The organism is Serratia sp. ASV30 (assembly GCF_016428815.1).
Classification (GTDB): domain Bacteria; phylum Pseudomonadota; class Gammaproteobacteria; order Enterobacterales; family Enterobacteriaceae; genus Chania; species Chania fonticola_C.
Genome location: NZ_JAELTL010000022.1, coordinates 1 through 12,614, shown reverse-complemented (window position 1 = coordinate 12,614; position 12,614 = coordinate 1). Strand labels below are relative to the sequence as shown.

Here is a 12,614-nt window from a genome sequence, read left to right as displayed (position 1 = left end):
ACATTATGCACAAGATAAAGAAAATCGCCGGGCTGGGCGCGCTGGCCGTTGCCATCATCGTCGCGGTAGGTGGGATTGCCACCTGGCAGCCAGAAATGGTGCAAACCGAGCCCCTGAATACCCGCAATTTCAGCCAGGCGCAGATTGAAAAGGGTGAGCGCCTAGCCGCTCTTGGCGATTGTGCGGTGTGCCACACCCGCCCCGGTGGTGAACGCAATACCGGCGGGCTGGCGATGGAGATCCCGTTCGGCACCATCTATACCAGCAATATTACGCCCGACCTGGAAACAGGAATTGGCAGATGGTCCTATCTCGCCTTTGAACGCGCCATGCGTCACGGGGTCGATCGCCAGGGCAATTACCTCTACCCGGCTTTCCCCTATACCGCCTTTACCCGCACCAGCGACGAAGATCTCAAGGCACTGTACGCTTACCTGATGACGCAGCCAGCGGTGCACTACCAGCCGCCGAAAACCTCATTACATTTCCCCTTCAATATCCGTCAGGGTATCGTGACCTGGAACTGGCTCTATCTGACGCCCGGTGCCATGCAGCCAGACGCCAGCCAGAGTAAAGAGTGGAACCGGGGGGCCTATTTGACGGAGGGGCTGGGTCATTGCAGCGCCTGTCATTCACCACGAAACTTTCTGTTTGGGGAGCAAGGGGGCAGCGAACATCTAAACGGCGGTGTCGCAGAAGGATGGACTGCTCCGGCTCTGACGGCCAACGATCAATTACCGCTGGCCTGGAGCAAGCAAGATTTAGTGACCTTTATGCAAACCGGCTACTCGGCTAACCACGGCGTGGCAGCAGGGCCGATGGCACCAGTGATCGAGGAGGGGCTTTCTCAGTTGCCATCAGAAGATTTACAGGCCATTGCTACCTATCTGAGTTCCTTCCATCCTCAGGATCAAAGCCTGCCTGGTAAGGCCGCAGAGATCAGCCGATTAGCGGAGCAAAGGGTAGAGCCGCTGTCATCACAGGGGGCCCGAATTTTCTCCGGGGCCTGCATGGCTTGTCACTCTCAGGAGAAAGGCGCGCAGATGCAGGGCGTACGCCCTTCCCTGGTCCTGAACAGCAACCTGTATAGCGACAGCCCGGATAATGCCATCCGCGTGGTACTTTCCGGTATCCAGCATCCGGCCAAAGGCGAATTGGGCTATATGCCTGCGTTCCGTTATAACCTCAACGACGCGCAAATCGCTGCGCTGCTGCAATATCTGCGGCAGGACTTTGCCAAGCAAAAACCGTGGCCTGATGTGCAGCAACGGGTGGCTGAACTACGAGCGGAAACCGCCCCCTCACCCCAACCCTCTCCCACAGGGAGAGGGAGCTGATACGGCATTGTGATCAGGTATGGGAAGCAATCTGTGACACCGTCTGGATAATCACTGGTCAGCCGGAGATCGCTGCGTCCCTCACCCCAACCCTCTCCCACAGGGAGAGGGAGCTGATACGGCGTTGTGATCAGGTATGGGAAGCGCTCTGTGACACCGTCTGGATAATCACTGGTCAGCCGGAGATCGCTGCTCCCCTCACCCCAACCCTCTCTCAAAAAAGGGGGGGGAGCTGAACGGAGCGCGTGGCAGGGGGCAAAGTTATTCTGTAACTATTTAATATAAAGACAAATTGCTGTAATTCAGTGGGGACTCGATCGGTCCCCTCTCCCTGTGGGAGAGGGTTAGGGTGAGGGGGTGTGAACAGAAGCCAGAAGCTACTTCTGTAACTTGGCCAACAGCGTCTTACGGGTAATGCCGAGCTGTTTGGCCGCCTCGGTCTTGTTACCGGCAGTTTGTTCAAGCGCCGCCAAAATCGCCTGTTTCTCTACCTGTTCCAACGGCTGGATCGCTTGGCCACATTGGCGATCCGGCTGCACATCGGCGCACTGGCTGACGCTCAGCGGCAGCTCTTTTTCACTGATAAAGTCCCCACTCAGCAGGATCACCCCACGCTCAACGCTGTTCTCCAGCTCACGCACGTTGCCCGGCCAGGGGTATTTCAGCAGCATATCCATCGCCAACGGGGTGAATCCCTTGACCGTCTTACGGTTACGCTCGGCAAATTTGGCCAGGAAGTGCATCGCCAACAGGGGAATGTCTTCGCGGCGCGCCCTCAGCGGCGGGCTGTCCACCGTCACCACATTCAGCCGATAGTAGAGATCCTGGCGGAATCTGCCAGCCTCCACGTCCGCCAACAGATCCCGATTAGTTGCCGCGATCAGGCGTACATCCACCGACAGGGTCTGATTACTGCCCACCCGCTGGATCTCCCGCTCCTGGATCGCCCGCAATAATTTCGCCTGCATCAACGGCGAGACTTCTCCAATTTCGTCCAGGAACAGCGTGCCCTGGTCAGCCTCCATAAAGCGCCCTTCCCGGCGTTTGTCGGCACCGGTAAATGCCCCTTTCTCATGACCGAACAGCTCCGACTCCAACAGAGATTCGCTCAAGGCGGCGCAGTTGATGCTCACCAATGGCCGATCCTTGCGCAGGCTATTGGCGTGTACGGCCCGGGCTATCAGCTCCTTACCAGTGCCTGATTCGCCGCTGATCAACACCGTTGCTTCGGAAGGGGCGATCATGGCGATCATTTCCAGCAGTTTGCGCATCGGTTCACTGCGGCCAATAAAATTTTGCTGTTCGAACCGCAAGCGCTGCTTCAGATCCTGGTTCTCGCTTTTTAACGAGGTATGCTCCAGCGCGCGTGCCAGCGTGAGCTGCAACGTATCGAAATCGAGAGGCTTGGTCAGATAGTCATAAGCCCCCGCCTTAATCGCTTCCACGGCAGACTCCACGTTGGAATAGGCAGTCATGATCAGGATCGGGATCGCCGGGTTATAGCTTTTGATGGCCTTCAGCGCCGCGATGCCGTCCATTTCCGCCATCCGCACGTCGCTGAGGATCAGATCAAACGGTTGCGCCCTGACCTGCTCCAACGCTTGTCGGCCGTTATGCGCCACGCTGACCCGGTAACCCCAGCCGTTTATCAGCGCCTGGAGGATGGTGCAGTGGCTGAGATCGTCCTCAACCAGCAAAATATGTGCATTAGGCGTCTGCATGAGCCTCTCCCTGCAGTGTTTGGTGACTAAGTGGGATCACCATTGTAAAGCGTGTGCCCGTTGGTTGGCCGCTGGTCACGGCGATCGTCCCCTGATGCTCCTCGATCACTTTCTGCACCATGGTTAGCCCCAGACCTGTGCCCGTCGCCTTGGTGGTGAAGTAAGGGTTAAAGATTTTTCCAAGGTCGTCGGGTGGGATACCAGCACCCGAATCGCTGACGGTAATGCGCATCGCCCCATCCTTGGTCACTTCAACGTCAACCTCGAGTACGCCTTTCGAGCCAATCGCCTGGATGGCATTGAGATAGAGATTCAGCAACACCTGAGTGAGGCGATCGGGGTCGATCTCCACCAGCGGCAAAGCTTCATCACAACGGGAACGGAGGACGATATTGTTACTCTCTGCATCCTGGCGGATCAGGTGCAGCGAATGTTCGATCACCTCGTTAATCGCCACCCGCTGAAAACGCAGATCGGCAGGGCGCACCAGCGCCAGTAACTCGGTGATCACCCGGTTGAGACGATCGACCTCTTTCGCCATCACCTTGGCCAGTTCATGCTGTTCGCTACCCGCAGGCGAACGGTCGGCAAAATACTTGGCGAAGCCTTTGATGGAGGAAAGCGGATTGCGGATTTCGTGGGCCACGCCAGCCGCTAAATCGCCGATAGCCGCCAGCTTTTCTTTGCGGCGGATCTCCTCTTGCAGTTGGCGAATTTCCCGCATATCGCGGAAGATAAACACGTTTCCCAGAAAATGGCCGCTGTGATTAACAATATTCGCCACGCTTAGGCTCAACGGCAGGCTCTGCCCGCCAGCCAGCCGATAGTCAATATCCTGTTCGATAATCGGCTGGCCGTGGCTACTTTTCTGCGCCAGTTGCTGCCATTCGGCGGGCAGCACCTGATGGCTGGGCTGGCCAAACAGCTCGGCGGCACGACAACCCAACATCACTTCTGCCGCATGATTAACCACCCGGATCTGGTGTTGCTCATTGGTGGTGATCAAGCCCATCGGCAAGTTACTGATAATTTCGCTGGAGAAGGCCCTTGAGTCCTGCAACTGCTGGCTGGAACGCTGATAACGCCGCCCCCAGAACAGCGCCAACACACTGGCTAACGCCAGCAACAACAGGATGGACAGCAAAATCGAGGTGTTGCGCATATCCTTTGCCTGGGCGGCATCCAGCGCGACGGTGTCTAACGCCGCAAAAATGACGGCCTGCTCATCATCCTGAAACTCGGCAGCCTCCTGCATACGCGATCGGTTCATCATATGGCCGGCGTGGCCGCTACCACGTTTGAGCGGCTTAAACCAACGGTAGGCTTCGAAAGCATTCTGCTGCTGAGCCTGTGGCTCATCAAAAACCGTCATATGCCATTGTGCATCGCTGGAGACTTTCAGCTCAGCCATCTGTTGCGGGCTATACAGCTGCTGGCCAACGCGTTGCGGATCGCTGTGCGCCAGGATGCGGCCAGAGCGATCGGTAATGGCGATGTACAGCACGTTCGGCTGATAGGCCATCTCCTCCAACAGGGTTTGGCGCTGATCGTGACGCCAACGCATCCCCATACCGGTACGGGCACCGGATTCAAACGAGCTCATCAACACCGCGCTTTTTTCTCGTAGCGTTTGGATCTCCACCTCACGACCACGCTGCAGATCTTTAATGGCCAGGGTGATGATAATGCCGAGCAGTAACGCGACCGCAGCAATCGCTATCCAGGCAGGTAAGAGCGTCGATTTGGTTTTAAATTCCATTGGCTTCCTCTGCAACCAGCACGCCAGCGTGCGGGTAATTATTACCCACACTATCAATATGGCGAGTAAAAATAACCCACTTTATCTCTGGATTGCGACCAGCAAACGGCCATCCTCCACCGTCAGTTATTTTTATTACTGTCATAAACTTAACGCGCTGCATGCTGACACTCCTTGGCTGGTACCCGTTGGTTGGAGCTAGCCCAGCCCAAAAGGCGATCCTGGATCTATACAATTCCCATGCCAGCCTGAAGCTGGCACGACGGTTGCAATGAAAGAAATGGAATCCATGAACCCTAAACAAAAGGAAATCAATCATGACGCTAACTAAAACCACCTTCGCCGCCATTATCTCCGTTGCCCTGCTAGCCGGTGTTAGCACTACTGCGCTGGCGCAAAATGGTTACCACGCAAACATGACCAATGCACAGGGAACTCATCAGGGGATGGGTTATCAGCACGGTAACCGCGCGAACTTGACGCCTGAACAGCAAGCCGTCAGCCAGAAAGCCTTTGATGAGTTCCAGTCGAAAACCGCCGATCTGCGCCAACAGCTGATGTCCAAGCAATACGAATATCAGGCGCTTCTGACCAGCAAGCCTTTGGATGAACAAAAGGTCTTGGCCGTGAGCACAGAAGTTACCGCATTGCGTGACAACCTGTACCAACAACGCGTGGCGCTGGATACCGATCTGGCCAAGGCCGGCGTGCCAATGATGGGCCGTGGGATGGGCGGCGGACGCGGCTGCCGTTAAGCCCTAACATTACCCTCAGATAAAATCGGGAGAACGCCAGACCTGTTCTGGTTTCTCCCACCAATTCTTCGCAATTCCAGGATTGTTCAGGCTACCCCCACCATTGATTCCTCCCTTAAGAACAATTAATAAGACTGATTTAAGACTTATTAATGAGAATATTCTTGGGAAATTGACGCAAAACAGCATACTAAAACGCTTAATCTCTATTCTTACGCCCGAATATAATTTTTTGTCGTATCACCTGAATAAAATCAAGTTCCTGCCATACTTATTTGCATGAGACAGCGACTGTCTCTTTGCGCACTTAACTTGCTCGGAGTTATCTCATGAATAAAACAATCATTGTTGTCGCTCTTGCTGCCGCCGTTCTCAGCGGATGTAACGCTAATCGCACCGCTTCCGGCGATACCTTTACAGCAGCACAGGCCAGGCAGGCCAACTTCGTCACTTATGGCACACTGGTCTCCGTGCGCCCGGTCACCATCCAGGGGGGTGATGGCAACAACGCCGCTGGAGCCATCGGCGGGGCTGTGGTAGGTGGCTTCCTGGGTAACACCGTGGGGGGGGGCACAGGACGCAATCTGGCAACGGCGGCAGGTGCCGTTGGGGGCGCAGCTGCTGGCTCAGGTATCCAAAGCGCCATGAACCGCAGCGCCGGGGTGGAACTGGAAGTGCGCCGGGATGATGGCGTGAATATCGTGGTCGTTCAGGCACAGGGCTCAACCCAGTTCCATAACGGGCAGCGCGTCGCACTGGTGACCAATGGCAGCACCACCACCGTATCACCACGCTAAAGGGAACAAGTTGCTTCACGGTTTAGGTGTCAGGCCGCAACATGGCCCCCTTGCTGATAGGATACAGAATTCAGGGACGAACTCCCCTTGCGGGGTAAAAGCGAGTTTTCCGGCTCGGCCATTACAATAAAAAACGGAGTTAAACCTGATGTTTATCAAATGGATTAAACGCATTGCCTTGCTGCTGGTGGTGTTAATCGTCTGTGCACTGGGCATGCGAGTTTATGAAACTCAGCGTGGGCCATCACTACAGCTTTGGCATACCTTTGTCCCCAATGAAATGCGCGCCGATGAGATCGATAAGGCCAGTTGGGCGGATTATCTGACTGCCGAGGACGCCATTTTCAAAGAGGTCCGCCAGAATGTGACCGACAAGCTGGACAGCAGCCAGCAGACCTCGTTGAACCGCTACTATGCCGGCAGCCCGATCTATCCCGAGAAATTCCCCACCGACTGGAACCGCTCCTACATCATGATGCCGGACGGCAAACCGAAAGGTGCTGTCGTGCTGTTGCATGGTTTGACCGATACCCCTTACAGCCTGCGGCATATCGCGGATAATTACCGTGAATATGGCTATGTGGCGGTCGGTATTCGTTTACCGGCGCATGGCACCGTACCGGGAGCACTGACCGATGTGGATTGGCAGGATTGGATGGCGGCCACCCGCTTGGCGATCCGTGAAGCCAAGCGCCTGGCAGGTGACGACGTCCCGCTGCATATCGTTGGTTTCTCAAACGGCGGCGCGTTGGCGATGAAATACACGTTAGATGCGTTGGATGACCCTCGGCTGACCAAACCCCAGCGTGTGGTGCTGATTTCTCCGATGATCGGCGTCACCAGCTTTGCCCGTTTTGCCGGTATTGCCGGTTGGCCTGCCATCTTCCCGGCGTTTGCCAAAGCCGCCTGGCTGGGAATTGTGCCGGAGTTTAACCCGTTCAAATACAATTCGTTCCCGGTGAACGCGGCACGCCAATCCTTCCAGCTAACCCAGGCATTGCAAAAGCAGATTGCCGCCGATTCGCGCAATGGCAAAATGGGCGAATTGCCGCCGATCCTGACGTTCCAATCGGTGATGGATTCTACCGTCAGTACCCGCGCGGTGATCACCGCCCTGTATAACCACCTGCCAGCCAACGGCAGTGAGGTGGTGTTATTTGATTTAAACCAGGCGGTAGCGTTTGGGCCGTTACTCAGAAGCTCATCCTATACCGCTCTGCCGCGGCTGCTGCCAGCGCCACCACGTAACTATACGGCCACCATCGTCACCAACGTGACACCGGAAACTACCGATACCGAGGCGCGTACCATCCTCGCAGGGCAAACGGCAGAGACCACCGTTCCGCTCGGTATCACCTATTTGCCGGATATCTTCTCGCTGTCGCACGTGGCGTTGCCGTTCCCGCTGAGTGATTCCCTGTACGGGCGCTACCCGGAACCGCGCAATCAATACGGCATCAGCCTGGGGACCTTTGCCGCACGTGGCGAGCGGGCGGTGCTGGTGGTCGGGCTGGATTCGCTGATGCGTCTGTCCTCCAACCCGTTCTTCCCTTATATGCTCAAGCGTATCGATGACAACATCGGCCCGGCACCAACAAAATAGGGCAGGTTAACCCGGCCAGTACCCAATCGGTGCTGGCCGGGGTTTTAACCGGCAAAAATGGCTGAATTGAGCACGCTGGTTTTTATAGGGCACGCCTGAAACAGATTACGCACCCCCAGTTTATGCAGCGCATTGCGCCGGTGGGTATACACGGTTTTGGTTGAGATACGTAAGCTGTGGCCGATGGCCTGCATATTCATGCCATCGATCATAGACAGCAGTACGGCCTTCTCTCTGCGGGTTAAGCTATCCTGGAGAAAAGTAGCAACGGGAAGCTCCCCACCGACTATCTTGACTAACTCATTAAACACTGCGTCTACATCAGCACCCTCTGCAAAGGCAACATGCCGCCCAAAATCCAGGTTGAATTTTATTTTCATTTCACGTGGCAAAAAAATTATTTTGCCCGGAAATTTGGCAACAGCAATCAAGAACGACATTTCACTCATTGAATTCAACATATGAAAAACCAGCACATCCTCTTTGCCAAAGCTACTAGCACTGGTGTTTTTCAGTTCATTGAGCGCCATTAGATTAATCACTCTACCCTCGGCATACAAATACGCCTTGAGCCCAACAAAAAAATAATAATTATCGGTAATTATATTAATTCTTCCAGACATATCAATGGCACTCCTTTATGAAAAATAAATCTCCATCTCATTGTTAGCACAGCAAACAGATACTAAAATCTGGCGAGCGGAACGTTTGTATAGTCATGAGTTATGTTATCGACAGGCCGCAATTCAATAATAGTTAATGGTAAATACCACTTTGCCATTCGCCTTGCCCGGCGTCGGTGCCGAAGCCGTTTGAATATATCGGGCGGCCAGCGGGACACGAATGGTCGGGCTGCCATCTTTCGGCAGCGTCATAGCCTGTTCAGTTGAAAAATTAAACAATGTCGGCGCCTGGCTGCTCTCCCCCCAACCGAGCTGGATGCCTACGCCCGATGCCGCACCTGGAACCGTCGAGTCGATTTCCATCACGCCATTGGCTGCATCGATAACCGAAGTTGCCGGGGTTAATCGCACACCAATACTGTTACTGGTTGAGTTGGCTACAAGCCCGGTGCCGGTTGTGTAATCGAACATCAGCGTACTGTTATCAGCATTATAAAAACCGTAGAAGGTTGGGCAATTGGTCAGCCTAATTGACGCATCAAGCCAAGGAGTGGTCGAACCTATTCGGTTAAAATACTCTCCGATGTCATATTCACCCATTGCAACAGCGACCAGCGGTGTGCTACAGGTCTGTGCCGACACCGTTAATTGCCCCTGAAATTGAACCCGGGTAACCGTGATAGGCAATCCAGTTGTCGAGGCATGATACAGCGGATTAACAATAGTCAGGCCGGCTACCGGAAGTTTCGACGCATCCAAGGTATGATTCCCAGGCGAAATAACACCGGTTTTAATCAGTGAGACGTAGATGACCCTATTCGCCATATAAGGCTTATAATGCCCCCCAGTTATCGGGCTCTCGACATCGTTGGGAAACTGATAGTTTGGTTGGCCAACCTTGGCCGCATCACCATTATTGCTGCGGGAGATGGCAATGCCTATACCTGGAATGCCGGTCTCATATACCGCGCCACCGAAAGGGCTGCCTGACCAACTGGAAAGCGGCATAGGCGCCTGCTCAATACTCCAGGCAACGTTAAGCCACATTGAGGCAGGGTCCAACGTGGATGTACAGTCCATCACACTGATACCGGTTGAACCACTAATCCAGCGCCCTTGATAAATTACCGTTCCGACAGGAATATCTGCCCCTGCAGAAATCGCGGGAGGGGTTAGTTGAACGATATCGGTACGGGAGCTACCACCTATCGCAGTACAGTTTACCACCGCCCAGGCGCTGTTGCTGGCTACCATGAACAAAAGTAGCCCAATTGTACGCTGCATTATTCTCTTCATTCTTTCACCTCTGGCACAACCGTATGCGCCACACTTGCTATATTTTATATAATCTGCACGACATCATTTATTTGGCTTCACCAGCCGAATAGCTGTCATACCGGACGGCTAGCCTTGGTTAACAGCCGATATCGCATCATTGTTCGCCAGTTTCACTCTCTGGGAACCGGCTGATGTCGTCGCCGCACAAGGAGAGTTGAATTGCTGTATCTGCGCCTGGCCCTTGGCTACAGGCATCAGCACATAGCTGACGGTGCATTGCATCTCACCGCCTTCACCCCATTTCACTCGCAACTGGCCCTTGTCTTGCGACACACGCGCATACAGCTGCCCGCCCTGGCCCACTGAGCCTACGCTGTTGCCTTTGCTATCAAAGATATCGGCCCCAAACGGTACCGGCTCCCCTTGATAGGTCGCGTTCACCAGAATTGGCGTCCCCTGCTTAGTTGTATATTTCATCTTCACTACCGCACCGGAATATGGCGCGACTTTCTGGCTGGTGTTATCCAACTCCACACCGGCCGCCGTCCCTTTCGGATCGATACTGATCTCGTTCATCTGGTACGGATTCAGGTATGGCACTATCGCGTACCCCCGTGAATCGATGCTCACGCCCGGATATGAGGAAACTTTCGCTCCCTCTGCACCCTTGGCTTCCACTAGCGCGAAGGTGTCGGACGTGTACGGCGTAAAGGTCACTCCACCAGAGTGGGCGATCACCGTGCCGTTCATCCCGGCAGAGGCGCTTTGATAACCTTTACCGGTACTGTAAGTACCGCTCAACGCCGTGGCCGGGGTACGATAGTTACCGCTCAGCGAGCCGCTGGAGCCCATGCCCTGATTGGCATTCATTGCCGTCACGCCGTAGCTGAACTGATTATCCATTCCAGCAGTGCCGGATACCGTAGCCTGCTGGCCATAACGGCCGCTGCTGTCATGCGACAAATCCATCCGCAACTGTGGCGTGTGGGTTTCGTCGCTACGCCCCAACGGCAGGCTGAAGCTCAACAGATAGTTGGTCTGCGCCGTGCCCAGGCTGGAGAAACTGCGGTTAATGCTCAGGCCGTAGGACAGGTCCTTGTAGCGATTGTTGTAACCCACCTGGTACTGCTTCTCGCTGCCGTCTTTGTTCCAGTAATTCTGCAAGGAGCCGCTGATATACAACTGGCCCCAGTTCTCCGGCAGACCTTGTCCCGCGGTCACCGTCAGGCGATTTTTGGCTCGCGAGATCGACTCCGGCGAAAACCCTTCTGCTACCGCGTCACGAGTCTGCATCGCGGTCATAAAATCCATAAAGCCATCGGTTGAGAAGCGGTACGCCGCCAACGACAGGTTGCTGTTGGTTTCGCTGATCAGCTTGCTATAGCTCACCTTATAACTTTGCCCACTCAGGCTATTATCCGCCTCATGTCGGCCATTGGCGTCGGTGCCGTTCCCCAAATGGGTACGCGCCTGCGTAACGTCAAAAGCCCAGGCACCAATCGGCGTGCCTACCGCCGCACCCAACTGCAGTGCGTAGTAATCCTGGCTGGCCTGCAGGCCACCGTAACCGGTGATGGCGTTAGTTAGCCCCAGTTGATAGGTGCCCTGATACAGCGCCGGTTTCTCACGCAGGTTATCGCTGCGGACTTCACCTGCGGTGATCGAATAACGTGATGACCCAGGTCTCAGCAGTTGAGCCACCGAGGCATAAGGCACGCTGAAAGTCTGCTCGGTACCATCGGACTCACGTACAGCGACCTGTAGATCCCCACCGTAACCGGTCGGGTACAGATCGTTGATCAGAAATTCGCCCGGCGTGACCGTAGTTTCATACAACACCTGGCCGCCCTGACGCACGGTAACGCGGGCGTTGGTGCGGGCAATGCCACGGATATCCGGCGCATAACCGCGCAGGGACTCCGGCAACATCCGCTCATCACTGGCCAGTTGAATACCGGTAAACGGCAGCGTATCGAACAGTTGCCCGGTAGTGTTCGATTGGCCCATCAACACGCGCGCCTTGAGAACTGGAATATCGCGCTGCAAATAAGTGTTGAGGTTGCTGTACTGGTTTGGCCCATTGTCCATCCGGGTATAAGACCCGTTGTGACGTAGATACCAGGCACCGACATTCAGCCCGGCGTTCACACCGGCAAACAGTGAATTAAAGGTATTGCCGTGCGATTCGCTGGTGTAGCCGTTGACGTTGTAGCCCATCAAAAGTGCCGGTACGCCGCTGTCCCACAGCTCCGGGCTAACGGTGCCACGGGCGGTGTTGAGCATGTAAACCTGCGGAACCACAATATCCAGGCGTTGCTCATTACTGTCGTAATTCACCAGAGCCTCTGGCAACTGGCTCTGGAGATCGAAACAGACTTCCCCCTTGCTCAACAAGGTTAAAAAATCCGCCGGCAGTTTGGCGTAATCAAACGCAATGTTTTTAATCAGTTCGCGGGTCAGACAGGGATAAACGCTTTTATCTGCTCGCGCTTTGAATTCAATGTCAGTATTGCTGATCGGTTGATTATTAACATATAAAGCCGTTTTATAGACCCCAGGCAGGCCCGAGGAACCGTTGGCAAAACGACTAAGGTCAACCGACTTTTCATCATCCACATTCAGGAAAGAGGCATCGAACTCAAGATTTTTGGCAATATCTTGTGACTGTCTCTTATACACATCTAAAAGGGGGGGGGGGGGGGGGGGGGGGGGGGGGGGGGGGGGGGGGGGGGGGGGGGGGG

At 54.8% G+C, this 12,614-nt stretch carries 10 protein-coding genes; 4 read left to right on the top strand and 6 right to left on the bottom strand.

Annotated features, from left to right (window positions below; all coding sequences use genetic code 11):
- Window positions 1-5: 5 nt before the first annotated feature.
- A complete protein-coding gene (locus JHD74_RS12015; RefSeq protein ID WP_199062781.1) occupies window positions 6-1,337 on the top strand; it encodes a cytochrome c in 1,332 nt (443 codons plus the stop codon).
- Between the two features lie 377 nt (window positions 1,338-1,714).
- Here the strand turns inward: JHD74_RS12015 and JHD74_RS12010 are convergent, their stop codons facing one another.
- From JHD74_RS12010 to JHD74_RS12000, 3 genes are read right to left on the bottom strand one after another with little or no spacing between them, the layout of a single operon-like run.
- On the bottom strand, window positions 1,715-3,058 hold the full coding sequence (locus JHD74_RS12010) for a sigma 54-interacting transcriptional regulator (RefSeq protein WP_199062780.1): 1,344 nt from the start codon (window positions 3,056-3,058) through the stop codon (window positions 1,715-1,717).
- Window positions 3,045-4,817: a PAS domain-containing sensor histidine kinase gene (locus JHD74_RS12005; RefSeq protein ID WP_081375856.1), complete on the bottom strand. Its 1,773-nt coding sequence runs from the start codon at window positions 4,815-4,817 to the stop codon at window positions 3,045-3,047. Before JHD74_RS12005 ends, JHD74_RS12010 begins: the two co-directional genes overlap by 14 nt.
- A complete protein-coding gene (locus JHD74_RS12000; protein ID WP_199062779.1) occupies window positions 4,807-4,980 on the bottom strand; it encodes a hypothetical protein in 174 nt (57 codons plus the stop codon). The genes JHD74_RS12005 and JHD74_RS12000 overlap by 11 nt, the downstream gene beginning before the upstream one ends.
- A gap of 154 nt (window positions 4,981-5,134) precedes the next feature.
- Between JHD74_RS12000 and JHD74_RS11995 the strand changes: the two genes are divergently transcribed.
- From JHD74_RS11995 to JHD74_RS11985, 3 genes are all read left to right on the top strand, one after another.
- On the top strand, window positions 5,135-5,572 hold the full coding sequence (locus JHD74_RS11995) for a periplasmic heavy metal sensor (RefSeq protein ID WP_199062778.1): 438 nt from the start codon (window positions 5,135-5,137) through the stop codon (window positions 5,570-5,572).
- 329 nt (window positions 5,573-5,901) lie between these two features.
- Window positions 5,902-6,369 (top strand): glycine zipper 2TM domain-containing protein, encoded by a 468-nt coding sequence (locus JHD74_RS11990; RefSeq protein ID WP_199062777.1) that lies wholly within the window; start codon window positions 5,902-5,904, stop codon window positions 6,367-6,369.
- Between the two features lie 148 nt (window positions 6,370-6,517).
- Window positions 6,518-7,972, top strand: a complete 1,455-nt coding sequence (locus tag JHD74_RS11985) for a carboxylesterase (protein WP_199062776.1) — start codon at window positions 6,518-6,520, stop codon at window positions 7,970-7,972.
- A gap of 44 nt (window positions 7,973-8,016) precedes the next feature.
- Here the strand turns inward: JHD74_RS11985 and JHD74_RS11980 are convergent, their stop codons facing one another.
- The 3 genes from JHD74_RS11980 to JHD74_RS11970 form a co-directional block, all read right to left on the bottom strand.
- The gene (locus JHD74_RS11980; RefSeq protein ID WP_199062775.1) at window positions 8,017-8,595 is read right to left on the bottom strand and encodes a helix-turn-helix transcriptional regulator; all 579 of its coding nucleotides are present in this window, start codon (window positions 8,593-8,595) and stop codon (window positions 8,017-8,019) included.
- Between the two features lie 123 nt (window positions 8,596-8,718).
- Window positions 8,719-9,879: a fimbrial protein gene (locus JHD74_RS11975; RefSeq protein ID WP_233169513.1), complete on the bottom strand. Its 1,161-nt coding sequence runs from the start codon at window positions 9,877-9,879 to the stop codon at window positions 8,719-8,721.
- A gap of 120 nt (window positions 9,880-9,999) precedes the next feature.
- Entirely contained in the window at window positions 10,000-12,552 is a 2,553-nt protein-coding gene (locus JHD74_RS11970; protein WP_199062792.1) for a fimbria/pilus outer membrane usher protein, read from the bottom strand.
- Window positions 12,553-12,614: the final 62 nt, after the last annotated feature.

Bases quoted from the DNA above. Each gene is read 5' to 3' on its own strand.
- JHD74_RS12015 (WP_199062781.1), top strand. From the start codon at position 6: ATGCACAAGATAAAGAAAATCGCCGGGCTGGGCGCGCTGGCCGTTGCC.
- JHD74_RS12010 (WP_199062780.1), bottom strand. From the start codon at position 3,058: ATGCAGACGCCTAATGCACATATTTTGCTGGTTGAGGACGATCTCAGC.
- JHD74_RS12005 (WP_081375856.1), bottom strand. From the start codon at position 4,817: ATGGAATTTAAAACCAAATCGACGCTCTTACCTGCCTGGATAGCGATT.
- JHD74_RS12000 (WP_199062779.1), bottom strand. From the start codon at position 4,980: ATGCAGCGCGTTAAGTTTATGACAGTAATAAAAATAACTGACGGTGGA.
- JHD74_RS11995 (WP_199062778.1), top strand. From the start codon at position 5,135: ATGACGCTAACTAAAACCACCTTCGCCGCCATTATCTCCGTTGCCCTG.
- JHD74_RS11990 (WP_199062777.1), top strand. From the start codon at position 5,902: ATGAATAAAACAATCATTGTTGTCGCTCTTGCTGCCGCCGTTCTCAGC.
- JHD74_RS11985 (WP_199062776.1), top strand. From the start codon at position 6,518: ATGTTTATCAAATGGATTAAACGCATTGCCTTGCTGCTGGTGGTGTTA.
- JHD74_RS11980 (WP_199062775.1), bottom strand. From the start codon at position 8,595: ATGTCTGGAAGAATTAATATAATTACCGATAATTATTATTTTTTTGTT.
- JHD74_RS11975 (WP_233169513.1), bottom strand. From the start codon at position 9,879: ATGCAGCGTACAATTGGGCTACTTTTGTTCATGGTAGCCAGCAACAGC.